Origin of the sequence: Streptomyces enissocaesilis (assembly GCF_039533765.1) — a bacterium.
Lineage (GTDB): Bacteria > Actinomycetota > Actinomycetes > Streptomycetales > Streptomycetaceae > Streptomyces > Streptomyces enissocaesilis.
The window spans coordinates 199,400-220,453 of the sequence record NZ_BAAAUD010000005.1 but is presented as its reverse complement, the minus strand read 5'-3'; the positions used below and the strand labels follow the sequence as shown (position 1 = coordinate 220,453).

The window sequence follows — 21,054 nt, the reverse complement described above, 5'->3', positions numbered from 1 at the left end:
AAGGCCCCTTACGGCTTTACGGCTTACCGCACTGCGAGACCAGCTTCTGTTCTTCCTCGGAGAGGCTGGGGCCAGGAGTGGGCGGAGCTGTAGCCGTCGGAATCTTCTTGGACGTGGTGGTCTGGGTCGTGGCGCCGGAACCGGGCGTGCCGCCCGCCTCGCCCGTACGCGCGTCGTTCTCGCGTTCTGCCTTCTCACGCGCTGCCTGCTCGCGTTCCGCTTTCTCGCGCTCCGCCCGGCGGCGCTCCTCGTCCTTCCTGCACGCGGAGGCCTGGGTGCCGAGTTCGGTGACCTTCTCGCGCGCGTCGGCGAGGCTGCCCTCGGCGATGGTCGTCTCCACCTGCTTGCGCTGGTAGGGCGGGAGGTACTTGAGTTCGATCTCGGGGTGGTCCCTCTCGACCTTCGAGAGGGAGACCCAGGCGAGGTCCTGGCTGATGCCCCGGTAGAGCGCGACGTGCTCGTCGTTGGCGCCGACGTAGTACTGGGTCTGGGTCCAGCGGTAGCCGCCGTACAGACCGCCGCCGACGACGGCGAGCGCGAGCACGATGCAGAGCGATCTCTTGAGCCACCTGCGGCCGGTGCGGGGCTTGTCGAAGTCCTCGTCGCTGTACGCGCCGAAGACGCCGTCGGGTGCCGCTCCGTAACCGTCGTTGTCACCGCTGCCGGGAGGGCCGAAGGCGCCTCCCGGTGCGGACTGCGGGGGGACGGGCCGGCCGAGGCCCGCCGCGCGGCCCGCGGGGGTCTGCATGGCGCCGCCGTCGTTCAGCTGGAGCTGGTTCTCGGCGACCGCGCCCACGACGACCGGGGTGTCGTTGAGCTGCCCGGCCAGGGTGTCGTTGCCGTCGACGTCGAGGACGTCCGCGACGATGCAGGTGATGTTGTCGGGGCCGCCGCCGCGCAGCGCGAGCTGGATGAGCTCCTGCACGGTCTCCTGCGGGCCGTGGTAGCCGGCGAGCGTCTCCTCCATCGTCTGGTGGGAGACGACGCCGGACAGGCCGTCGGAGCAGATCAGATAGCGGTCGCCGGCCCGGACCTCACGGATGGAGAGGTCGGGTTCGACGTGGTCGCCGCTGCCCAGCGCGCGCATCAGCAGGGAGCGCTGCGGGTGGGTGGTGGCCTCTTCCTCGGTGATGCGGCCCTCGTCGACGAGGCGCTGCACCCAGGTGTGGTCCTGCGTGATCTGCGTCAGCACGCCGTCGCGCAGGAGGTACGCCCGTGAGTCGCCGACGTGCACGAGGCCCAGGCGCCGGCCGGTCCACAGCAGGGCGGTGAGCGTGGTGCCCATGCCCTCCAGCTGGGGGTCCTCCTCGACCATCATGCGCAGCTGGTCGTTGGCACGCTGCACGGCGGTGCCGAGCGAGGTGAGGATGTCCGAGCCGGGTACGTCGTCGTCCAGGGTGACCAGGGTGGAGATGACTTCGGAACTCGCCACCTCGCCCGCGGCCTGGCCGCCCATGCCGTCGGCGATGGCGAGAAGGCGCGGGCCGGCGTAACCGGAGTCCTCGTTGCCCTCCCGGATCATGCCTTTGTGCGATCCGGCGGCGAAGCGCAGTGACAGACTCATGCGCACCTCGCCCGTCGGCTCCGGGTACATCCGCACGGTGCCCACCCTCCGGTCGGGAGCCTTCGGGGATCCGTTGTGGGGACCGCCGCGGCTCGCTCGCTCCGCTCGCGCTCAATCATGACGTGGCACTACTTCCGCAGCTCGATGACGGTCTTGCCGATGCGGATCGGCGCGCCCAGCGGAATGGGGGTCGGGGTGGTGAGCCGGGTCCGGTCGAGATACGTGCCGTTGGTGGACCCGAGATCCTCGACGATCCACTGGCCGTCACGGTCCGGGTAGATCCTGGCATGGCGGCTGGACGCGTAGTCGTCGTCCAGCACGATCGTCGAGTCGTGCGCCCGCCCCAGCGTGACGGTCTGCCCCTGGAGGGCCACCGTCGTGCCGGTGAGCGTGCCTTCGGACACCACCAGCTTGGTGGGGGCGCCGCGGCGCTGGCGCTGCTGCGGCGGGGCCGCAGCCTGTTGCTGGCGTCCGGTCTGCTGCGGTCTGGCGTCGGCGGGCGCAGTACGGCGTGAGCCGCGCTGCGTGACCCGCGTACCGAACAGATCGCTGCGGATGACCTGGACGGCCACAATCACGAACAGCCACAGAACAGCCAGGAAACCTAGCCGCATGACCGTCAGGGTCAGCTCTGACATTGCCCCCGCTTCACCCTTCGGCTTGCCGATAAACGATGGTCGTACTGCCCACGACGATCCGCGAGCCGTCGCGGAGCGTAGCGCGGGTGGTGTGCTGTCCGTCTACCACGATGCCGTTGGTAGACCCGAGATCCTGGATCGTCGGGGGCGTTCCGGTCCGGATCTCACAGTGCCGGCGCGATACGCCGGGGTCGTCGATCCGCACGTCTGCTTCGGTGCTGCGGCCCAGCACCAGCGTCGGGCGGGACATCTGATGGCGTGTGCCATTGATCTCGATCCAGCGCCGCGTCTGGGCGCCCGGCATGGGGCCGGGGGCTGTGCCCTGTCCGGCGGGTCTGCGGTCGGCGGCCGCCGGACCGGGCCTCGCGCCGTGCGAAGGCGGCGGGGCCGCGGGCATGGGGGGCACCCCGGGGGCGGCCGACGGCGGGTAGCCGTAGCCGCCGCCGCGGGGGGCGGCCGGTGCGGAGGGGGAGTGGCCGGGGGCCGGGGACTGGGGGGCGGCTGTCTGCGACGTACTCGAGGCGAGGGTGCGGCTGCGCACGCGGTAGAGACCGGTGTCGAGGTCTTCGGCCTTCTCCAGGTGGACCTTGATGGGGCCCATGAAGGTGTAGCGCTGCTGCTTGGCGTAGTCGCGGACGAGTCCGGAGAGTTCGTCGCCGAGCTGACCGGAGTACGGGCTGAGGCGTTCGTAGTCCGGGGTGGAGAGCTCGACGATGAAGTCGTTGGGGACGACGGTCCGCTCGCGGTTCCAGATCGTGGCGTTGTTGTCGCACTCGCGCTGGAGGGCGCCGGCGATCTCGACGGGCTGGACCTCGGACTTGAAGACCTTGGCGAAGGTGCCGTTGACCAGACCTTCGAGACGCTGCTCGAAACGCTTCAGAACTCCCATGGGGCACCTCCTCCGTCGTTGTCGTCCTGGTACTGCTTACTGATCGTATCCACGCGTCGGGAAATCGGCTGGTTCCCCTTGTCTGCACAGTGGATGAGTGTCACCTCTCACAGGGATCGTAGAGGTGGCCTCCTGACAGTGTCCCGCACCCGGGCGGCACTCTGGAGGAGTGGGTGAGAGGCGGCGTCGTTCCCTCTCCTTGTTCCCCGTCCGTTCCCCCTCCGGTTCGCTGCCCCGTTCCGCCCTTCGTCCGCCTTCCGTTCCGCCTTCGCCCTGCCCTCCAGTCCGCCCTCTGCTCGCTTCTCCGCCTCTCCCCAGGTCCCCCGCAACAACGGGTGTGAATCCCTCCTCGCCACCGTGCTAATCTTCTGCATGTCGTCAGGCGCTCGCACAAACCAGTGAGAGATTCGAACGGCACCACTCATGCGCGAGTGGCGGAACGGCAGACGCGCTGGCTTCAGGTGCCAGTGTCCTTAGGGACGTGGGGGTTCAAATCCCCCCTCGCGCACTTTGCAGGACCCATGATCCGGGCCTCATCGTTGACCACGATGGGGTCCGTTTCTTTTTGCTGTCCGGCTTGCCGCCTGCCGTGCGGTCCGGCTCGAGGGCCGGCTTGAGGCTTGTCGTGCGGTGTGTCCGGCGGTTCGTCGGCGGCGGGGCGATGTCGGGGTGGCCCGCAGGAAGGCCGCCTTCGTCGTGGCCGTGGTGTTCACGGTTCCGGCAGCTGTGCAGCAGGTGCTGCTGGTGGCCGGGTTCGGGGGACGGCTGCCGGGGTGGCAGCCGTGGCCGTACCTGCTTGTCGCGGCGCCGGCCTGGCTGGTCTCCCGGCCCCTGGGGGCGGGGCGGGTGTCCGCCGGCCCGCGGTCGGCGGTGGGCGCGCTGCGCCGGGTGCCTTCCTGGGCGTACGTCCTGGGGGTGGGGGGCTGGTGCTCGCCGCCGGGGTGTGGGCGGTGCTTCAGGACTGTGAGCGCTGCTTCAAGGCTTCCTGGCGGTCTTTCCCTGCCGGCTGGCGGGAGATCTCGGCGCGGTGGTGATGGCCGCGGGGCTGTGGGCGGCGGGGGCGGCGCTGCGGCGGGAATGGCGGGTGCGGGGTGCGCGGGGCGCCCGGGGTGGGGGCGCCGGAGGTGCGTCCTGAGGACCGGCGGCGGGTGTTCCTGGGAACGGCCGCCGTGCTGGTCTTCGTGATCCTCGGCCTGGCGACGGACGGGGAACCGCGGTTCGCCTGTCTCGCCGTCGTCCTGCTGACCGTGCTCGGGGTGCAGGCGGTGGCCGAACTGGTGGGGTCGGTGCCCAGTGCCCCCGTGCTGGCGGTACGACCGTGCTGGCCGGTACGACCGTACCGCCGGGCTCACGGTGCTCGGCACAACACAGGTCATGGCGCACGGCGCGACGCCGGCGCCGACGCGGCTGAGCTGGTCGACGGTGCCGGTCGCGCGGGAGATCGGGGCGGCGCAGGGCGGCCGTGCCTGGTGGTGACGGGGTACGAGCCGGAGTTCGGCTGGTACTTCGGGTGCGACGCGGTGACGTGCGCCCAGTAACGGGAGCGGAAGGGGCGGGTGCCCGAGGGGACGCGGGTGAGCCTGGTCGTCTTCGAGTGCGGGCGGCTGCAGCCGGATGCGGCGGGGCTGGAGCGGTTGGTCGCGGGGCGCGGGACCGAGGTACGCGCCATCGGGACGGACGGGGCCTTGGGGGCGGCGGCGGTCGTCACGCTGCGGTAGCCGGATCTGGCTGGTCCGGCTGGTCTGCTTGGCTTGTTTGGTCTGCCGGGTCTGCCGGGTCTGCCGGGTCTGATGGGGCTGATGGGCCTGCCTGGTTGTAGCGCAGGAGGTAGGCGGCGAAGCGGGTGAGGTCTTCCTCGCTCCAGTCGGCGAGGCGTTCCTGGAAGGCCGTGTGGCGGCTGGCGTGGGTCGCGCTGAGGAGCTCGGCGCCGGCCCGGGTCGGATGCAGGACCTGGACGCGGTGGTCGTCGGGGTCGGGGCGGCGTTCGACCAGGCCCAGCTTTTCGAGGGACCCGATCTGCCTGCTGACCGTCGACTTGTCGAGCAGGTAGTGGGCCGCGAGGTCGGTGGCGCGGCAGCCCCGCTGGTCGTTGATGTGCGCGAGCAGCGTGTACGAGACCAGGGGCAGATCGGGGTGCAGGCGGGCGGCGGCCGCGCGGGCGCGGCGGGCGAATGCTGTGAGTTCGCGCTCAATGGTGTCGATGGCGTTGTCGGCGTGGTCCATGTGTTTTGGCCCTCCCAGGTATTGGTTGTAGAGTACATCCATTGATTCGGTTGTAAAAACCAACCATCGGAGGTTTTCCTGATGTCCGCTCCGGCACACGCGGTCCCCGGCCGTACGGGAGACGGGGCCGCTCTGCGCCATGTCCTCGGTCATCTCCTCACGCCGCTGCTGATGTGCGTCGGCATGGGCATCGCGTATCTGGGGGCCTTCCACGCCCCGGCCCCGCACGATCTGCGGGTGGACGTGGTGGGGCCCGGACCGAGTGCGCAGGTCCTCGCGCAGACGCTGCAGGACAAGGGCGCGGGGGCGCTGAACGTGCGTACCGTGCCCGACCGGGAAGCCGCCGTCGGGCAGCTGATGGATCAGGCGGTCTACGGGGCGTACGTACCGGGGAAGGGCGAGGGAGCGCCGGAGCTGCTGGTCGCCACCGCCTCCTCGGAGACCAGCGCCACCGCCGTCCAGAAGGTCTTCACCGAGGTGGCGGCCAAGCACGGCGAACCGTTGAAGGTGACAGACGTCACGCCGACGGCGAGCGGCGACCCGACGGGACAGGGGCTCTTCTTCCTGCTGGTCGCGCTGAGCATCGGTTCGTACGCCTCGGTCGCGGTGATCGGCGGTGCGGGCGGTGTGCTGCCGATGCGGATCAGGACGCTGCTGGCGGCGGGGATGTCGCTGGTCGTGAGCGGGATCGGGGCAGTCTTCGCAGGGCCGATGTTCCACCTGGTGGACCGGGGGCTCGGCGGGCTGTGGGCGATGTCCTGGGTCTACTCGGCGGGCATCCTGCTGATCGGCGTCGGACTGCACACCTTCCTCAAGCGGTGGACGACGCTGGGCGTGATGGTGCTGTTCGTGATGCTCAACTTCACCAGCTCGGGAGGCATCTTCCGGCCGGAGCTGCAGTCGGGCTTCTTCGGTGCGCTGCACGCGTTCTGGAACGGTGCGGGTTTCATCGAGGGTGCGCGCAGCCATGTGTACTTCGACGGGAACGGGCTCGGACGGCATGTGCTGGTGCTGGGCCTGTGGCTGGTGGCCGGACTCGCGGCGATGGGGGCGGCGGGACTGGCCGAGGCGCGGCGGCGACGGGCGGCTGTGGCCGGCGCTCCGGGGGTGACTGCCGGGGCGGCTGCCGGGGCGACTGCTGGAGAGGTTGCTGGAGAGGCTTCGGAGTCCGGGGCGGCTGCGGCCGAGGAGGAGGAGGAGATGGAAGAGGCCGTCGGGGTGTGAACTCCTGGGCGTTCGGTGGCTGGTGGTTGGTGGTTGGTGGTTGTCAGTTGCCGGTTGTCCACAGGGAGAGGCGGGTGTCGGTGGGCGGCGGTACGGTCGTGAACAGTTGATGTTGGCCGTTACGGGCGGCAGACGGTGCTGTGCGAGGGCTGGGGAGGAGGCGCACCATGGCCGAGAACGAGACAGTGGTGTCGGGGCAGCGCGGAGGGCTCGACGGTGGGTCCGGCGAGGGTTTCGGTGAGGGACCGGGCGGGGGCGCCGGGAAACGGATTCCGGAGGTTCGCGGCTTCGCCCGGTGTACGGCGGAGGGCTCGCCCGGGGACTCGCCGAAGAGCGAGGGCAAGGCGCTGCGGTCCCGTGTGCCCAGGGCTTCGCACGATTCGCTGGTGCTCTCGGTGGGGCGGCCCGACGCGGTGCGGGCGGTCGAGGAGTCGAGCCGCGGCCGGGTGCCCGAGCTGGCCCCGATACGGGTCGGTCGTATGGCCGAGTCGCCCTTCGCCTTTCTTCGGGGCGCGGCCGGGCTGATGGCACACGACTTGGTGGGTACGCCCGCCACCGGAGTCGGGGCGCAGATCTGTGGTGACGCGCATGCGGCGAACTTCGGTCTCTACGGCGATGTGCGCGGCCGTCTGGTCATGGACCTGAACGACTTCGACGAGACCGTCTTCGGCCCGTGGGAGTGGGACGTCAAGCGGCTCGCGGCCTCGCTGGTGCTGGCGGGACGCCAGGCCGGGGCCGGTGAGGACGTCTGCCGGCAGGCGGCGTTCGACTCGGTCGGGGCGTACCGGCGGACCATGCGGTTGCTGGCCAGGATGCCGGTGCTGGACGCGTGGAACGCGATCGCGGACGAGGAGCTCGTCTCGCACGTGGACGCGCGGGATCTGGCCGGCACTCTGGAGCGGGTCGCGCAGAAGGCCCGTAACAACACCAGTGCGCGCTTCGCCGCCAAGGCGACGGCCGAGGGGCCCGGCGGGATGCGGCGCTTCGTGGACGCGCTGCCGGTGCTGCGGCGGGTGGCGGACGCGGAGGCCGCCGTGGTGGCTTCGGCGCTCGGCGGGTACCTGGAGACGCTTCCGGAGGACCGGTGGCCGCTGCTCGCGCGGTACGCGATCCACGATGTGGCGTTCCGGGTGGTCGGGACCGGCAGCGTCGGTACGCGGTCGTATGTGGTGCTGCTCCTCGACCACCGGAGCCAGCCGCTGGTGCTCCAGGTGAAGGAGGCGCGTGCTTCGGCGCTGGCGCCCTTTTTGCCGGCGGTCGGATTCCGGGCGACGGAGGCCGGGCACGAAGGACGCCGGGTGGTGCTCGGGCAGAAGCGCATGCAGGTGGTCAGCGACACTCTGCTGGGCTGGACCGAAGTCGACGGTCGACCCTTCCAGGTGCGGCAGTTCAGGAACCGCAAGGGCAGCGTCGACCCGACGGCGCTCGAACCCGGTCAGCTGGACGACTACGGGCGGATGACCGGGGCACTGCTGGCGCGGGCCCATGCGCACAGCGTCGACCCCCGGCTGCTCGCCGGGTACTGCGGGAAGAACGAGGAGTTCGACGAGGCGGTGGCGCGTTTCGCGGTGGTGTACGCGGACCGTACGGAAGCGGACCACGGTGACCTGGTGGCGGCGGTCAAGAGCGGGCGAATAGCCGCCGAGCCGGGGGTGTGACTGAGGGGTGTGACCGCAGGGCGTGACGTCGGGGTGTGACCGCGCGCCCCGGTCGCCCGTACGCTGGGCAGGTGACTCAGGAAGCTCCCGGGGAGCCGACGACCCGGAACGACGACGCGCAGGACCCGCAGGCAGCCGGGCACGAGGCAGCCGGTCAGCAGCCCGGCGGTCAGCAGGCCGAGGGGCGGGTGACCGCCGCCGGGCCGGTGAGCGGTGAGGAGACCGCCGGCCAGGTCGCCGGCGGGGGCGCTGAGCAGAACACGGGGCCGGACCCGGACCAGGCCTCGGAGCGGCCGGAGGCACGGCTGGAGAGGGCCGTGCGCGCTGCCGAGCAGGCGTTGATCGAGTTCGAGATCGCGGTGGAGACCTTCCGGGTCGAGGTGGAGAACTTCTCCCGGCTCCACCACCAGAAACTCGGTCCGATGTACGCGCGCCTCGACGAGCTGGATGCCCGGATCGCGGAGGCCACGGCCGCCCGCACCGGTGATCCGGAAGACCGCCGCAGGGCGGAAGAGGCGCGGGCCATGGTCATGCCGATGCCCGGTGTCGACGAGCTGTTCCACGACTGGATGGACTCGGACGGCCTCTCGCCGGAGGCGTCGGCGATGCTCACCGAGCAGGCCGTGCAGCCTCCCAAGCGGGTCAGGCCGAGCGAGGAGGCGCGCAGGCTCTACCGCGAGCTGGCCCGTAAGGCGCACCCGGACCTGGCGCAGGACGAGGCGGAGCGGAGCCGCAGGGACGAGTTCATCACGCGGGTGAACGCTGCGTACGGGCGTGGGGACGTGGATCAGCTGCGGGTGCTCGCCGACGAGTGGGCCGCGGGTCCGGTGCCCGTGGAGCAGCAGCCGGAGCGCGATGAGCTCTATGCCCGGTTGGAGTGGCTCTCGCGGCGCAAGGAACTGTTGTCCGTGGTCGCCAAGGAGCTGGAGGACAGCGCCATCGGTTCGATGCTGCGGATGGCGCCCGACGATCCGGACCGGCTGCTGGAGGAGATCGCGGAGCAGCTGCTCGCGCGGGTCGCCGAGCGCGAGGCAGATCTTGCGAAACTGGTGCAGTAGGTTGCACTGCCGGGCGAGCCCCGCTCCCCGCTGAGTGACGAGCACGACGAGCACGACGAGAACACTGTGTACGTACGAGAGAAGGCATGTCCCATGAACTTCGCCCCGCTCCCTTCCGTCGACGTGGCGTCGGTGCCGGCCGACGGTCTCGTGCTGGACGTACGGGAGAACGACGAGTGGGCAGCCGGTCACGTCGAGGGCGCGCTGCACATTCCGATGAGTGACTTCGTGAGCCGCTTCGGTGAGCTCACCGAAGCGGCGGAGGACGGCCGACGGGTGCATGTGATGTGCCGGGTCGGCGGCCGTTCCGCACAGGTCACGCAGTACCTGGTGCAGCAGGGGGTGGACGCGGTGAACATCGACGGCGGGATGCTCGCCTGGGACGGTGCCGGGCGCCCGATGGTCACCGACAACGGAAGCCCGGCCTTCGTCCTCTGACGTCACCGCAGCCGTCGTAGCCGTCTCCGTCGTAGCAGTCGTCTCAGCGGTCGAAGTCCAGCTCCACCTCCGGTGATGCCGGGTGCGACTGGCAGGCCAGCACATAGCCCGCTTCGGTCTCCTCCGGCTCCAGTGCGTAGTTGCGGTCCATCCGCACCTCACCGGAGACCAGGAAGGCCCGGCACGTTCCGCAGACCCCGCCCTTGCAGGCGTACGGCGCGTCCGCGCGGCTGCGCAACACCGTCTCCAGCAGTGATTCGCCGTCCCGCACCGGCCAGTTGCCCGACCGGCCGTCCAGGGTGGCGGTGAGGGTGGCGGTGAGGGTGGCGGTGAGGGTGGCGGTGAGGGTGCTGCTCGTGGGCGCCCCTGGTGACGTACTGCTCGTGACCGTTTCCGTCCCGCCCCCGGCGTCGACGTGGAAGATCTCTTCGTGGATGCGGTTCCTGGCCACCCCCAGACCGCGCAGTGCGCGCTCGGCGCTCTGGACGAGACCGAAGGGCCCGCACAGGAACCAGCCGTCCACATCCGCCACCGGCAGCAGCGCGGGCAGCAACCCTGTCAACCGGTCCTCGTCGAGACGGCCCGACCCCAGCCCTGCCTGCTGCTCCTCCCGGGAGAGCGTGGTGACCAGCTGGAAACGGCCGGGATAGCGGTCCTTGAGGTCGGCCACCTCCTCCAGGAACATCGTCGAAGCCGCGGTGCGGTCGCTGCGGATCAGACAGAAGCGGGCGTCGGGCTCCCGCGCCAGCAGCGTCGCCGCGATCGACAGCACCGGTGTGATGCCGCTGCCGCCCACGATCGCCGCGAAGCGGCCCGGACGCGGCTTCAGGACGAACCGGCCCGTGGGGGCCATGGCCTCGACCGTGTCGCCGACGGCCAGCTCCTTGAGGGCGTACGTCGAGAAGTCACCGCCGTCGACCAGCCGGATACCCACCCGAAGGACCGGGTCCAGCGGCTCTTCGGTGGCCGGGGCGCAGATCGAGTACGTACGCCGGATCTCCTCCCCGGCCACCACGCGGCGCAGCGCGATGTGCTGGCCCGGTGTGTGCCGGAAGGTCTCGCGGAGCTCGGACGGCACGTCGAGGGTGACGGCCACGGAGTCGTCGGTGAGCCGCTCGACCTCGCGGACCCGGAGCGGATGGAACATCTACAACTCCTTGAAGTGGTCGAACGGTTCACGGCAGGACACGCAGCGGCGCAGCGCCTTGCACGCGGTGGAGGAGAACCGGCTGAGCAGCTCGGTGTCCGTGGAGCCGCAGTGCGGGCAGCGCACCGACAGCGTGAGCGGCACGGGTCCGCCGTCGGCGGGCTGCGGGCGCGGCGGGGCTATGCCGAACTCCGCGAGCTTGCGCCGGCCCTCCGCGCTGATGTCGTCCGTCGACCAGGCGGGGGACAGGACCGTTCGGACCGAGACCTCCGGTATGCCGTGCTCGTGCAGCACGCGCTCGATGTCCGAGGACATCGCCTCGATCGCAGGGCAGCCGGTGTACGTCGGGGTCAGCTCGACCTCGACCCGGCCGGGACCGAAGACGTGGACGGCGCGCAGAACGCCCAGCTCCTCCAGGGTGAGCACCGGCAGCTCCGGGTCGGGGACCGAGCCCGCGAGCCGGCGCAGCTCGGCCTCCAGGAGCGTCTCGGTCACCATGTCGCCCCCGGGTGGCTGCGGTGCAGGTGCTGCATCTCGGCGAGCATCCGCCCGAACGGCTCGGTGTGCAGTCCCTGCCGTCCCGCTCCCGCCGTCCAGGCACCGCTGCGCGGCCCGTCGGGCACGGTCAGCGTCGCCCGCTCCAGCACGGCGCCGACCGACTCCCGCCAGTCGGCCTCCAGTTTCCGCCAGTCGGCGTCGATGCCCTCCACGGGCTGGAACATCTCGCCGGTGAACCGCCACAGCGCGTCGCAGCCCCGCTGCATCCGTTCGTGGCTCTCTTCGGTGCCGTCGCCCAGGCGCAACGTCCAGTGCTCGGCGTGGTCCCGGTGGTAGGCGACCTCCTTGACGGCCTTCGCCGCCAGAGGTGCGAACTCGCCGCCACCGGACTCGCCGTCGCCGGACGCCAGTTGCCCGTACAGCAGTCCCTGGTAGGTGGAGAAGTAGAGCTGTCGGGCGATGGTCTGCGCGAAGTCGCCGTTGGGCTGCTCGACGAGCTGGAGGTTGCGGAAGGCCCGTTCCTCGCGGAGGTACGTCAGCTCGTCCTCGTCACCGACGAGGGAGAGCAGGATCCGGGCCTGCCCCAGGAGGTCCAGCGCGATGTTCGCGAGGGCCACCTCCTCTTCCAGTACGGGGGCGTGCCCCGCCCACTCCCCCAGCCGGTGCGAGAGCACCAGCGCGTCGTCGCCCAGGGCGAGGGCCGCGGGCGCGAGGGCTGCGGTGGCGGGTGCGCGGTTCACAGGTGCTTCACCCCTTCCGGGATCTCGTAGAACGTCGGGTGCCGGTAGGGCTTGTCCGCGGCCGGCTCGAAGAACGGGTCCTTCTCGTCGGGTGAGGACGCGGTGATCGCCGATGACGGCACGACCCACAGCGAGACACCTTCCGACCTGCGGGTGTAGAGGTCGCGGGCATTGCGCAGCGCCATCTCCGCGTCCGGTGCGTGCAGGCTGCCGGCGTGGGTGTGGGACAGTCCGCGGCGCGAGCGCACGAACACCTCCCACAGCGGCCAGTCGGAACTCGTCATGCTGCTGCCTTCCCGTGCTTCGCGGCGTACGCACTCGCCGCGTCCCTGACCCAGGTGCCCTCTTCGTGTGCCCGACGCCGCTGCGTGATCCGTTGCTCGTTGCACGGACCGTTGCCCTTCAGTACGTCCCAGAACTCGTCCCAGTCGATCGCGCCGAAGTCGTACTGCCCGCGTTCCTCGTTCCACCGCAGGTCCGGGTCGGGGAGGGTGAGGCCGAGCGCCTCGGCCTGCGGGACGGCGATGTCGACGAAGCGCTGGCGCAGTTCGTCGTTCGAGTGCCGCTTGATCTTCCAGGCCATGGACTGGGCCGAGTGTGCCGACTCGTCGTCCGGCGGGCCGAACATCATCAGCGACGGCCACCACCAGCGGTCCACCGCGTCCTGCGCCATCGCGTGCTGCTCCGGCGTCCCCCGGCTGAGGGTGAGCAGCAGCTCGTACCCCTGTCGCTGGTGGAAGGACTCCTCCTTGCAGATCCGGATCATCGCGCGGGCGTACGGGCCGTACGAGCAGCGGCACAGCGGCACCTGGTTGGTGATCGCGGCGCCGTCCACCAGCCAGCCGATCGCACCGACGTCGGCCCAGGTCAGAGTGGGGTAGTTGAAGATCGAGGAGTATTTCTGGCGGCCGGAGTGGAGCTTGTCGAGCAGCTCTTCGCGGCTGGTGCCCAGGGTTTCGGCGGCGCTGTAGAGATAGAGGCCGTGCCCTGCCTCGTCCTGCACCTTGGCCATCAGGATGGCTTTGCGGCGCAGTGAGGGGGCGCGGGTGATCCAGTTGGCCTCCGGCTGCATGCCGATGATTTCCGAGTGGGCGTGCTGGGCCATCTGGCGGACCAGTGAGGCCCGGTAGGCGTCGGGCATCCAGTCCCGCGGCTCGATGCGCTCGTCCGCGGCCACCGCGGTGTCGAACGCCGCTTCGTACGCCGCTGTCCGCTCTGCCTGTCCGGTCTGCGTCCCAGCCGTCGTACGGTGCGCAGCTGCTGTTGCCATCCGAGCCCCCTGCCGTTCCTGCCGGGTTCCCGGCCGGTCCTCCGAAGGGACGACCAGCCGACCGACCGATCGTTCGGTTCGATGACTTCAATGGTGAGTCGACGGCCCGTAGGGTGTCAACCCTGTGGATAACTGCTGTGGGCCGACGGGGATCGGGGCGGGATGGATTCGTACGACGACAGGGGTGTGACCGCCGGGCAGGAAGCGGCCTCCGCCCCGGGCGCCCCGGACGCTCCAGAGGCCGCGACGGCCTCGGAGGCCGTCGCGCCGCCAGATCTCGCGGGAGTCGCGGAAGGCCCTCGTCGCCCCGGTGCGTCGGGCGGTATCGCGGCGCTCTCCCTCCCGTACCAGCTCGTGGCCGCTCTCGCGCTCGCCGTGGTCGGGGTGGTCGCCTGCGTGCACCTCGGGATGGTTTTCCTGCACGTCGCACCGTCCAACACCCTCACCAAGCAGAACGGCGAGGCGGTCGACGACTGGGTCTACCCCGAGTTCGAGCAGAACTGGAAGCTGTTCGCACCCAATCCGCTCCAGCAGAACATCTCCGTACAGGTGCGGGCACAGGTCCGTACGGCGGACGGGCGGTGGAAGACCAGTGACTGGATCGACCTCACCGCCCGGGACGGCGAAGCGATCCGCGGCAATCCGCTGCCGAGCCACACGGTCCAGAACGCGCTGCGGCGCAGCTGGGACTTCTACACCGCCACGCACGACAGCGCGAACAAGCCGAACGGCCTGCGCGGCGCCCTCTCCGAGCGCTACGTCCGCCGCACCGTCATGCTGCGCCTCGACGGGCAGGACCTGGGCGGCAAGGTCGAGCGGATACAGGTCAGGTCGGAGACGGTGTGGGTGAAGGCGCCGCCGTGGAGCGAGGAGAGGACGAACACGCGGCCGGCCCACCGGGTCCTGCCGTGGTGGCCGGTGACCGGGGCGGACCTGCCCGAGGGCGTGCGGCACGCATCGGGGGCGGCCCGGTGAGCTCTTCCGTTCCCCCTCCTGCCGATGTCCCCTCCGGCAGCCCTGCCCGCACTTCTGCCGATGTTCCTGTCCGCGCGCCTGCCCGCCTGCCTGTTCGCGCCCCGGGGCGCGTCTTCGGCCGCGTTTCCGTCCGTAAGCTCGCCCGCGCCGTTCAGCGCGTCACCTCCACCGCCCTCGGGCCGTACCAGAGTGCCGTCGTCCGGATCGGGTTCTCGCTGACCTGGCTGTTCTTCCTGCTCTGCGAATACCCGCACCGCCATGAGCTGTACGGGCCCGGCGGGCCGTGGGGCTGGGACATGGCCCGGCAGCTGATAGCGGACAACCACGCGTTCACCGCGCTGATGTGGTCGCAGAACCCGGTCTGGTTCGAGATCGTCTACGGGTTCGCGGTCGTGTCCGCGGCGCTGCTGATGCTGGGCTGGCGGACCCGGACCATGTCCGTCCTTTTCATGATCGGTGTGCTGTCGCTGCAGAACCGCAGCATCTTCATGGGCGACGGCGGCGACAACGTCATTCACCTGATGGCGATCTATCTGGTGCTGACGCGGTGCGGTCAGGTGTGGTCGCTGGACGCGCGGCGCGACCCCTCGCGTGGCGACCAGGTGGGACCCGCGCTGTGGGGCGCGCTCGGTGCCTGCCTTGCCGCGCTGACCTTCATGGACCGGCTCAGCGGCGGCTGGCTGCTGATCTTCTGGGGCCTGTGGGCGGTGCACGCGCTGTGGTGGGCCGCCGGACGTTACGCGCCCGGGCAGCCGCGCGTGCTGCTGGACGTCATTGCCAACCTCACGCACAACGCGGGCCTCCTCGTGATCATGGCGGAGGTCTGTCTCGTCTACGCCACCGCCGGCTGGTACAAGATCCAGGGCTCGCGCTGGCAGGACGGCACCGCGCTCTACTACCCGCTGCACCTGGACTACTTCTCGCCCTGGCCCGCGCTTTCGGGACTGCTCGCCTCCCATGGCGTGATCGTGATGCTGCTGACGTACGGGACGGTGGCCGTGCAGGTCGCCTTCCCCTTCACGCTCTTGAACCGGCGGGTCAAGAACGTCCTGCTCGCCGTCATGATCGCTGAGCATGCGGCGATCGCCGTGGTGCTCGGCCTGCCCTTCTTCTCGCTCGCGATGATCGCCGCCGACGCGGTCTTCCTGCCGACCGGCTTCCTGCGGCGCACCGGCCACCGGGCGGCACGCGGACGTGCCCGGGTGTGTGCCCGGATGCGTGCCCGGATGCGTGCCGGGGGGCTGCGACGGCCGGAAGCGCGGGCGACGCCGCAGGAGCGGCCGCGGCGCGAGGAGCAGGTCCGTACGCTCGTCGAGTGAGTGAGGGTTCCGGCCGCAGGCCCCCCGTAGGCTGAAGCCATGACTGAGGACGTGGCCGAGGCCGTGATGCGGCAGTGGCGTGAGGCTGCCCCGAGCGCCGTTCTGCTCGACGGGTTCCATGCCCTCAAGCACGCGCTCCGCTTCGGCGCGGAGGTGCGGCTGACGGTCGCGAGCGACCGGAAGGCCGTACTGGCGCTCGCGCGGGAGCTCGCCGACGACCTGTCGGACGTGCTCGCCGAGTCCGTCGTCGAAATCCCGGCGCACGCCCTGCGCGGGCTGGTTCCCAGGGCGCACACGACGGCGGTGGCCGCACTGGCGGTGCGGCGCGACGCGCGCGCGAACACGGACAGGCTGACCCGGCTGCCCCGGCCGGCCCCGGTCGTCGTGCTGGACAATCCCCGTAACCTCGGCAACGTCGGAGCGGTGGTCCGGCTGGCTGCCGGATTCGGCGCCACGGGCGTCGTCACGACCGGTGACATGGACCCCTGGCACCCCAACGTCGTGCGGGCCGGCGCCGGGCTCCACTACGCCACGGCCGTCGAGCGCAGGAGCCTCGACGAGCTGCCGCCGGGCCCGCTGTACGTACTGGACCCGGAGGGCGAGGACATCAGGTCGGTCAGGATCCCCGACGACGCCCTCGTCGCGTTCGGCTCGGAGCGGCACGGGATCTCACCGGAGCTGCGCGGCCGGGCGACCAGGCTGGTGGCCCTTCCCATGAGGCCGCAGGTGTCCAGCTACAACCTGGCGACCAGTGTGGCCATGGCGCTGTTCCACTGGGGCGGGCCGCCCGCCATCACCCCCTGAGCGAGCGGGGCGAAGGCGAGGCGGTGACCGGGTGGCGGCGTGTCGTAATGAAGCGATCACGGGGCGGGGGCTCACGAAGGGCCGGGGCCGTTACGCCTGGCGGCGGACCTCCACCATCCGGAAGCGGTTGGCCACGAACGCCGCGTCGCACAGGGCCGCGTTGGCCGCGGGATTGCCGCCCGAGCCGTGGAAGTCGGAGAAGGCCGCGGTCTGGTTGACGTAGACGCCGCCCGTCAGGTTCAGGGACAGCTGGGCGGACTCCTCCAGGCAGACCTCTTCGACGGCGCTTTCGGTGTCCGGCGACGTCGTGTACGCGCCCACCGTCATCGCGCCCTTCTCGCGGACCGTACGGCGCAGCAGTTCCAGGGCGTCCGCGGTGGAGCCGACCGCGACCGCGAAGGAGACCGGGCCGAAGCACTCGGACATGTACGCCGCTTCCGCGTCCGGCTTCGCACCGTCGAGCTTGACCACGAGCGGCGTGCGGACGGTCGCGTCCGGGAAGTCCGGGTGGGTGATCTCCTTCGAGGGGAGGGCCACTTCGCCCAGTTCGGCGGCCGCTTCGAGGCGGGCCTTCACGTCCGGGTTGACCAGCGCGCCCAGCAGCGCGTTCGCGCGGGCGTCGTCGCCGAGGAGACCGGCGACCGAGGCCCCGAGGTCGGCGGTCACCTCGGCGTACGACTTCGGTCCGGCGTCCGTCGTGATGCCGTCCCGGGGGATGAGCAGGTTCTGCGGGGTCGTGCACATCTGGCCGCTGTAGAGGGACAGGGAGAACGCCAGGTTGGACAGCATTCCCTTGTAGTCGTCGGTGGAGTCGATGACGACCGTGTTGACGCCGGCCTTCTCCGTGTAGACCTGTGCCTGGCGGGCGTTCGCCTCCAGCCAGTCGCCGAAGGCGGTGGACCCCGTGTAGTCGATGATCCGGATCTCGGGGCGGGTCGCGAGGGTCTTGGCGATGCCCTCGCCGGGCCGCTCGGCCGCCAGCGTCACCAGGTTCGGGTCGAAACCGGCCTCGCCGAGGACCTCGCGGGCGATCCGCACCGTGAGGGCCAGGGGGAGGACCGCGCGGGGGTGCGGCTTGACCAGGACCGGGTTTCCGGTGGCGAGGGAGGCGAAGAGGCCCGGGTAGCTGTTCCACGTCGGGAAGGTGTTGCAGCCGATCAGCAGCGCGATGCCGCGCGGGACCGCGGTGAAGGTCTTGTTCAGGCTGAGCGGGTCGCGCTTGCCCTGCGGCTTGGACCAGTCGGCCGCGGCGGGGGTGCGGGTCTGCTCGGCGTACGCGTACGCCACGGCCTCGAGGCCGCGGTCCTGCGCGTGCGGGCCGCCCGCCTGGAACGCCATCATGAAGGCCTGGCCGCTGGTGTGCATCACCGCGTGGGCGAACTCGTGCGTGCGGGCGCTGATGCGCGACAGGATTTCGAGGCAGACCAGGGCGCGGGTCTCCGGGCCCGCGCCCCGCCACGCGCCCATGCCGGCCCGCATCGCCGGCAGCAGGACGTCGATGTCCGCGTGCGGGTACTCGATGCCCAGTTCCGGGCCGTACGGCGACACCTCGGCGCCCGTCCAGCCGTCGGTGCCCGGCTGGTCGAGGGCGAAGCGGCTGCCCTGCAGGGCCTGGAAGGCCGCGAGGCCCTCGGCGGCGCTCAGGCTGCCGTTCTCGCCGTAGGCCTTGGGGTGCTCGGGGTGCGGGGACCAGTACGCCCGCGTGCGGATCACGTCGAGCGCCTGGTCGAGGGTGGTCCGGTGGGTCTCGGACAGCTGGGAAGTGGTGAGTTCGGCGGCCACGGCGGACCAACTCCTCGTCGAGCTGGGCAGGGACAGGCGGACACGAGATACAGTAACCGAACGATCGGTCGGGACAAGAGGGCCCGGTAAAACCTGTGGACAACTCGTACGGGAGGATCGGGGTCATGACAGCTATCGATCGAGCCCGCACCGTCGCCGTCGTGGGCACCGGCACCATGGGGCGGGGCATCGCCCAGGTCGCCCTCCTCGCCGGCCACCCGGTGCGTCTCTACGACGCCGCGGCCGGACGTGCCCAGGAGGCCGCCGAGGCCGTCGGCGCGCGCCTGGACCGGCTCGTCGGGAAGGGCCGGCTGGAGCGGAGCGCGGCGGACGAGGCCCGCGCCCGGCTGCACGCCGCGGACGAGCTCGCCGGGCTCGCCGACGCCGCGCTGGTCGTCGAAGCGGTCGTCGAGCACCTGCCGGTCAAGCAGCAGCTCTTCACCGCGCTCGAGTCGATCGTCGCCGACGACTGTCTCCTCGCCACCAACACCTCCTCCCTCTCCGTCACGGCCATCGCGGGCCCCTTGAAGAACCCCGGCCGTTTCGTCGGACTGCACTTCTTCAATCCGGCGCCCCTGATGCCCCTCGTGGAGGTCGTCAGCGGCTTCGCGACCGAAGAAACGAGCGCCGCGCGCGCGTGGGCGACCGCGGCCGCCTGGGGCAAGACCCCGGTCCGCTGCGCGGACACCCCCGGTTTCGTCGTCAACCGCATCGCCCGCCCCTTCTACGCCGAGGCGTTCGCGGTGTACGAGGAACAGGGCGCGGACCCGGCCACCATCGACGCCGTGCTGCGCGAGTCGGGGGGCTTCAGGATGGGCCCCTTCGAGCTGACCGACCTGATCGGGCAGGACGTCAACGAAGCCGTCAGCCGGTCGGTGTGGGAGTCGTTCTTCCGCAGCCCCAAGTTCGTCCCCTCGCTCGCCCAGCGTCGCCTTGTCGAGTCGGGGCGGCTCGGCCGCAAGTCCGGCCGCGGCTGGTTCCCGTACGGGGACGAGGGGGCGGCGGGACCGGCCCCGCTCACCGCGGGACCGGAGGAGGCCCCCGAAGCCGTCACCGTCGTCGGGGACCTCGGCCACGCCGGCGTCCTCGTCGCGATGATGGAGGAGGCGGGCATCGCCGTGGAGCGGGTCGAGACGGGCGGCCCGTACATCGAGCTGCCGGGCGAAGGGCAGCTCGTACCGGCCGACGGGCGCACCTCCGTCGAGTACGCGGACGTCGTCTACTTCGACCTCGCCCTCGACTACCGCGGCGCCACCCGTATCGCGCTCTCCGCCTCCGAGGACACGTCCGCGCGGGCGCTCGCGGAGGCCACCGGGCTCTTCCAGAGGCTCGGCAAGGACGTCAGCGTCATCGGTGACGTCCCCGGCATGATCGTCGCCCGTACGGTCGCCATGCTCATCGACCTGGCCGCCGACGCCGTCGCGCGCGGTGTCGCCTCGCCCGAGGACATCGACACGGCGATGCGCCTCGGCGTGAACTACCCGCTGGGGCCGGTCGAATGGAGCGGCGTGCTCGGCCAGGACTGGGCGTACGACCTGCTGAAGAACCTGCACGAGTGCTGTCCGACCGGGCGCTACGCCCCGTCCCTGGCGCTCCACCGGCAGGCGTTCGCCACCAGGGAGGAGAGCGTCTGATGGCCACCGCCAAGCGGGACACGTACACCCCCGAAAGCCTCCTGACGGTGGCCGTGCGGGTCTTCAACGAGCGCGGTTACGACGGCACGTCCATGGAGCACCTCTCCCGGGCCGCCGGTATCTCGAAGTCCTCGATCTACCACCATGTGGCGGGCAAGGAGGAACTGCTGCGGCGCGCCGTCAGCCGCGCGCTCGACGGGCTCTTCGGGATCCTCGACGAGCCGGGCGCGGTGCGCGGGCGGGCGATCGAGCGGGTGGAGTACGTCACCCGCCGCACCGTGGAGGTGCTGATGGCCGAGCTGCCGTACGTCACGCTGCTCCTTCGCGTGCGCGGCAACACGAAGGCCGAGCGCTGGGCCCTGGAGCGGCGCCGCGAGTTCGACCAGCGGGTGGCCGATCTGATGAAGGCGGCGGCGGCCGACGGGGACCTGCGCACCGACGTGGACATACGCCTGGCGACGCGGCTGCTCTTCGGAATGGTCAACTCGCTGGTGGAGTGGTACCGGCCGCAGACGGCCCAGGGGGGCGGCGGGACGGACGGGGAGCAGCTCGCCGAGACCGTGGTGCGGCTGGCCTTCGACGGGCTGCGGACCAGCCGCTGAGCCTTTTCACAGCCCCTGGGGTGATTGCGGCGATTGCGGTGGCTGAGTCGGTTGGGGCGCCTGGGGCGCCTGGGGCGCCTGGGGCGGGGCGGCCGAGTCGAGGTCTGTCTCCTCGAAGACCAGCAGGGTGCGTGTGCTGAGCACCTCCGGGATCGACTGGATCTTCGTCAGTACGAGCTCGCGCAGCGCTCTGTTGTCCGCCGTGTGCACCAGCAGCAGTACGTCGAAGTCCCCGCTGACCAGTGCGATGTGCGCGGCGCCGGGCAGTTCCTGAAGCCGCTCGCGCACCGTCCGCCAGGAGTTCTGCACGATCTTCAGCGTGATGTACGCCGATGCCCCCTGCCCCGCGCGTTCGTGGTCCACGCGCGCGCTGAAGCCGCGGATCACGCCGTCGTCGATGAGGCGGTTGATGCGCGCGTACGCGTTGGCGCGCGACACGTGCACGCGCTCGGCCACGGACCGTATCGACGCGCGGCCGTCCGTTTGGAGCATGCGCAGGATGTCGCGGTCGATGGCGTCGAGCGGGCGCGCGGGAGGCCCCGTCCCCGCGTCGGCCATTTGTTCAGCTGCCATGTCCCCCCGCCTTCCTCT

21 protein-coding genes, 1 tRNA gene and 1 pseudogene are annotated in these 21,054 nt (G+C 71.0%); 12 read left to right on the top strand and 11 right to left on the bottom strand.

From position 1 onward, the window contains the following. Positions 1-16: 16 nt before the first annotated feature. From ABD374_RS01875 to ABD374_RS01865, 3 genes are all read right to left on the bottom strand, one after another. Complete coding sequence (locus ABD374_RS01875; RefSeq protein ID WP_344489490.1) at positions 17-1,564, bottom strand: PP2C family protein-serine/threonine phosphatase; 1,548 nt, start codon at positions 1,562-1,564, stop codon at positions 17-19. A gap of 128 nt (positions 1,565-1,692) precedes the next feature. Then, positions 1,693-2,202, bottom strand: a complete 510-nt coding sequence (locus ABD374_RS01870; RefSeq protein ID WP_344489487.1) for an FHA domain-containing protein FhaB/FipA — start codon at positions 2,200-2,202, stop codon at positions 1,693-1,695. A gap of 10 nt (positions 2,203-2,212) precedes the next feature. Next, on the bottom strand, positions 2,213-3,091 hold the full coding sequence (locus ABD374_RS01865) for an FHA domain-containing protein (RefSeq protein ID WP_344489484.1): 879 nt from the start codon (positions 3,089-3,091) through the stop codon (positions 2,213-2,215). Between the two features lie 425 nt (positions 3,092-3,516). Between ABD374_RS01865 and ABD374_RS01860 the strand changes: the two genes are divergently transcribed. The 3 genes from ABD374_RS01860 (at position 3,517) to ABD374_RS01850 (ending at position 4,809) form a co-directional block, all read left to right on the top strand. Next, positions 3,517-3,599: transfer RNA gene (locus tag ABD374_RS01860), tRNA-Leu, on the top strand. A gap of 640 nt (positions 3,600-4,239) precedes the next feature. Further along, entirely contained in the window at positions 4,240-4,629 is a 390-nt protein-coding gene (locus tag ABD374_RS01855) for a hypothetical protein (RefSeq protein ID WP_344489482.1), read from the top strand. Positions 4,630-4,647: 18 nt separating this feature from the next. Further along, positions 4,648-4,809: a hypothetical protein gene (locus tag ABD374_RS01850; protein WP_344489479.1), complete on the top strand. Its 162-nt coding sequence runs from the start codon at positions 4,648-4,650 to the stop codon at positions 4,807-4,809. Between the two features lie 85 nt (positions 4,810-4,894). Here the strand turns inward: ABD374_RS01850 and ABD374_RS01845 are convergent. Further along, positions 4,895-5,314 (bottom strand): annotated as a pseudogene (locus ABD374_RS01845) (MarR family winged helix-turn-helix transcriptional regulator); the annotation flags it as partial. A gap of 81 nt (positions 5,315-5,395) precedes the next feature. Here ABD374_RS01845 and ABD374_RS01840 point away from each other — a divergent pair. From ABD374_RS01840 to ABD374_RS01825, 4 genes are all read left to right on the top strand, one after another. Beyond that, positions 5,396-6,538, top strand: coding sequence for a hypothetical protein (locus tag ABD374_RS01840; RefSeq protein ID WP_344489476.1), 1,143 nt, complete (start codon positions 5,396-5,398; stop codon positions 6,536-6,538). A gap of 167 nt (positions 6,539-6,705) precedes the next feature. Further along, complete coding sequence (locus ABD374_RS01835; RefSeq protein ID WP_344489473.1) at positions 6,706-8,196, top strand: DUF2252 domain-containing protein; 1,491 nt, start codon at positions 6,706-6,708, stop codon at positions 8,194-8,196. Between the two features lie 71 nt (positions 8,197-8,267). After that, positions 8,268-9,254, top strand: a complete 987-nt coding sequence (locus ABD374_RS01830) for a J domain-containing protein (protein WP_344489471.1) — start codon at positions 8,268-8,270, stop codon at positions 9,252-9,254. Positions 9,255-9,347: 93 nt separating this feature from the next. Continuing rightward, positions 9,348-9,692, top strand: a complete 345-nt coding sequence (locus ABD374_RS01825; RefSeq protein WP_344489469.1) for a rhodanese-like domain-containing protein — start codon at positions 9,348-9,350, stop codon at positions 9,690-9,692. A 43-nt stretch (positions 9,693-9,735) separates the two neighbouring features. Here ABD374_RS01825 and ABD374_RS01820 read toward each other — a convergent pair whose 3' ends face one another. Genes ABD374_RS01820 through paaA form a run of 5 tightly spaced genes read right to left on the bottom strand, consistent with a single transcriptional unit; the run spans position 9,736 to position 13,347 of the window. Next, the gene (locus ABD374_RS01820; RefSeq protein ID WP_344489466.1) at positions 9,736-10,839 is read right to left on the bottom strand and encodes a 2Fe-2S iron-sulfur cluster-binding protein; all 1,104 of its coding nucleotides are present in this window, start codon (positions 10,837-10,839) and stop codon (positions 9,736-9,738) included. Then, a complete protein-coding gene (paaD, locus tag ABD374_RS01815; RefSeq protein ID WP_344489463.1) occupies positions 10,840-11,337 on the bottom strand; it encodes a 1,2-phenylacetyl-CoA epoxidase subunit PaaD in 498 nt (165 codons plus the stop codon). Beyond that, complete coding sequence (gene paaC, locus ABD374_RS01810; RefSeq protein WP_344489460.1) at positions 11,331-12,077, bottom strand: 1,2-phenylacetyl-CoA epoxidase subunit PaaC; 747 nt, start codon at positions 12,075-12,077, stop codon at positions 11,331-11,333. Before paaC ends, paaD begins: the two co-directional genes overlap by 7 nt. Beyond that, positions 12,074-12,361 carry a 1,2-phenylacetyl-CoA epoxidase subunit PaaB gene (gene paaB, locus ABD374_RS01805; protein ID WP_344489457.1) on the bottom strand — a complete coding sequence of 96 codons (288 nt, stop codon included), beginning with the start codon at positions 12,359-12,361 and terminating at the stop codon, positions 12,074-12,076. Before paaB ends, paaC begins: the two co-directional genes overlap by 4 nt. Beyond that, complete coding sequence (gene paaA / locus ABD374_RS01800; RefSeq protein ID WP_344489454.1) at positions 12,358-13,347, bottom strand: 1,2-phenylacetyl-CoA epoxidase subunit PaaA; 990 nt, start codon at positions 13,345-13,347, stop codon at positions 12,358-12,360. The genes paaB and paaA overlap by 4 nt, the downstream gene beginning before the upstream one ends. Before the next feature lie 162 nt (positions 13,348-13,509). Here paaA and ABD374_RS01795 point away from each other — a divergent pair, with 162 nt between their 5' ends. The 3 genes from ABD374_RS01795 (at position 13,510) to ABD374_RS01785 (ending at position 16,445) form a co-directional block, all read left to right on the top strand. Then, positions 13,510-14,322, top strand: a complete 813-nt coding sequence (locus ABD374_RS01795; RefSeq protein ID WP_344489451.1) for a DUF5819 family protein — start codon at positions 13,510-13,512, stop codon at positions 14,320-14,322. Positions 14,323-14,408: 86 nt separating this feature from the next. Then, positions 14,409-15,641 (top strand): HTTM domain-containing protein, encoded by a 1,233-nt coding sequence (locus tag ABD374_RS01790; protein ID WP_344489540.1) that lies wholly within the window; start codon positions 14,409-14,411, stop codon positions 15,639-15,641. Positions 15,642-15,680: 39 nt separating this feature from the next. Further along, positions 15,681-16,445, top strand: coding sequence for a TrmH family RNA methyltransferase (locus ABD374_RS01785; RefSeq protein WP_344489448.1), 765 nt, complete (start codon positions 15,681-15,683; stop codon positions 16,443-16,445). Positions 16,446-16,535: 90 nt separating this feature from the next. Here the strand turns inward: ABD374_RS01785 and paaN are convergent, their stop codons facing one another. Then, positions 16,536-18,227, bottom strand: a complete 1,692-nt coding sequence (gene paaN, locus ABD374_RS01780) for a phenylacetic acid degradation protein PaaN (RefSeq protein WP_344489444.1) — start codon at positions 18,225-18,227, stop codon at positions 16,536-16,538. A gap of 125 nt (positions 18,228-18,352) precedes the next feature. Between paaN and ABD374_RS01775 the strand changes: the two genes are divergently transcribed. Both ABD374_RS01775 and ABD374_RS01770 read left to right on the top strand, forming a co-directional pair. Beyond that, on the top strand, positions 18,353-19,861 hold the full coding sequence (locus ABD374_RS01775; protein WP_344489441.1) for a 3-hydroxyacyl-CoA dehydrogenase: 1,509 nt from the start codon (positions 18,353-18,355) through the stop codon (positions 19,859-19,861). Then, on the top strand, positions 19,861-20,463 hold the full coding sequence (locus ABD374_RS01770) for a TetR/AcrR family transcriptional regulator (protein ID WP_344489438.1): 603 nt from the start codon (positions 19,861-19,863) through the stop codon (positions 20,461-20,463). The genes ABD374_RS01775 and ABD374_RS01770 overlap by 1 nt, the downstream gene beginning before the upstream one ends. A gap of 6 nt (positions 20,464-20,469) precedes the next feature. On the opposite strand, the gene ABD374_RS01765 is transcribed toward ABD374_RS01770, so the two are convergent. Further along, positions 20,470-21,036, bottom strand: coding sequence for an Lrp/AsnC family transcriptional regulator (locus ABD374_RS01765; RefSeq protein ID WP_344489435.1), 567 nt, complete (start codon positions 21,034-21,036; stop codon positions 20,470-20,472). Positions 21,037-21,054 lie beyond the last annotated feature (18 nt).

What these genes read in the sequence shown, in the direction of transcription:
- ABD374_RS01835 (WP_344489473.1), top strand. Translation starts at nt 6,706, where the DNA reads ATGGCCGAGAACGAGACAGTGGTGTCGGGGCAGCGCGGAGGGCTCGAC.
- paaD (WP_344489463.1), bottom strand. Translation starts at nt 11,337, where the DNA reads ATGGTGACCGAGACGCTCCTGGAGGCCGAGCTGCGCCGGCTCGCGGGC.
- ABD374_RS01840 (WP_344489476.1), top strand. Translation starts at nt 5,396, where the DNA reads ATGTCCGCTCCGGCACACGCGGTCCCCGGCCGTACGGGAGACGGGGCC.
- ABD374_RS01820 (WP_344489466.1), bottom strand. Translation starts at nt 10,839, where the DNA reads ATGTTCCATCCGCTCCGGGTCCGCGAGGTCGAGCGGCTCACCGACGAC.
- paaB (WP_344489457.1), bottom strand. Translation starts at nt 12,361, where the DNA reads ATGACGAGTTCCGACTGGCCGCTGTGGGAGGTGTTCGTGCGCTCGCGC.
- ABD374_RS01865 (WP_344489484.1), bottom strand. Translation starts at nt 3,091, where the DNA reads ATGGGAGTTCTGAAGCGTTTCGAGCAGCGTCTCGAAGGTCTGGTCAAC.
- ABD374_RS01825 (WP_344489469.1), top strand. Translation starts at nt 9,348, where the DNA reads ATGAACTTCGCCCCGCTCCCTTCCGTCGACGTGGCGTCGGTGCCGGCC.
- ABD374_RS01870 (WP_344489487.1), bottom strand. Translation starts at nt 2,202, where the DNA reads ATGTCAGAGCTGACCCTGACGGTCATGCGGCTAGGTTTCCTGGCTGTT.
- paaA (WP_344489454.1), bottom strand. Translation starts at nt 13,347, where the DNA reads ATGGCAACAGCAGCTGCGCACCGTACGACGGCTGGGACGCAGACCGGA.
- ABD374_RS01795 (WP_344489451.1), top strand. Translation starts at nt 13,510, where the DNA reads ATGGATTCGTACGACGACAGGGGTGTGACCGCCGGGCAGGAAGCGGCC.
- ABD374_RS01875 (WP_344489490.1), bottom strand. Translation starts at nt 1,564, where the DNA reads ATGAGTCTGTCACTGCGCTTCGCCGCCGGATCGCACAAAGGCATGATC.
- ABD374_RS01775 (WP_344489441.1), top strand. Translation starts at nt 18,353, where the DNA reads ATGACAGCTATCGATCGAGCCCGCACCGTCGCCGTCGTGGGCACCGGC.
- ABD374_RS01770 (WP_344489438.1), top strand. Translation starts at nt 19,861, where the DNA reads ATGGCCACCGCCAAGCGGGACACGTACACCCCCGAAAGCCTCCTGACG.
- ABD374_RS01765 (WP_344489435.1), bottom strand. Translation starts at nt 21,036, where the DNA reads ATGGCAGCTGAACAAATGGCCGACGCGGGGACGGGGCCTCCCGCGCGC.
- ABD374_RS01785 (WP_344489448.1), top strand. Translation starts at nt 15,681, where the DNA reads ATGACTGAGGACGTGGCCGAGGCCGTGATGCGGCAGTGGCGTGAGGCT.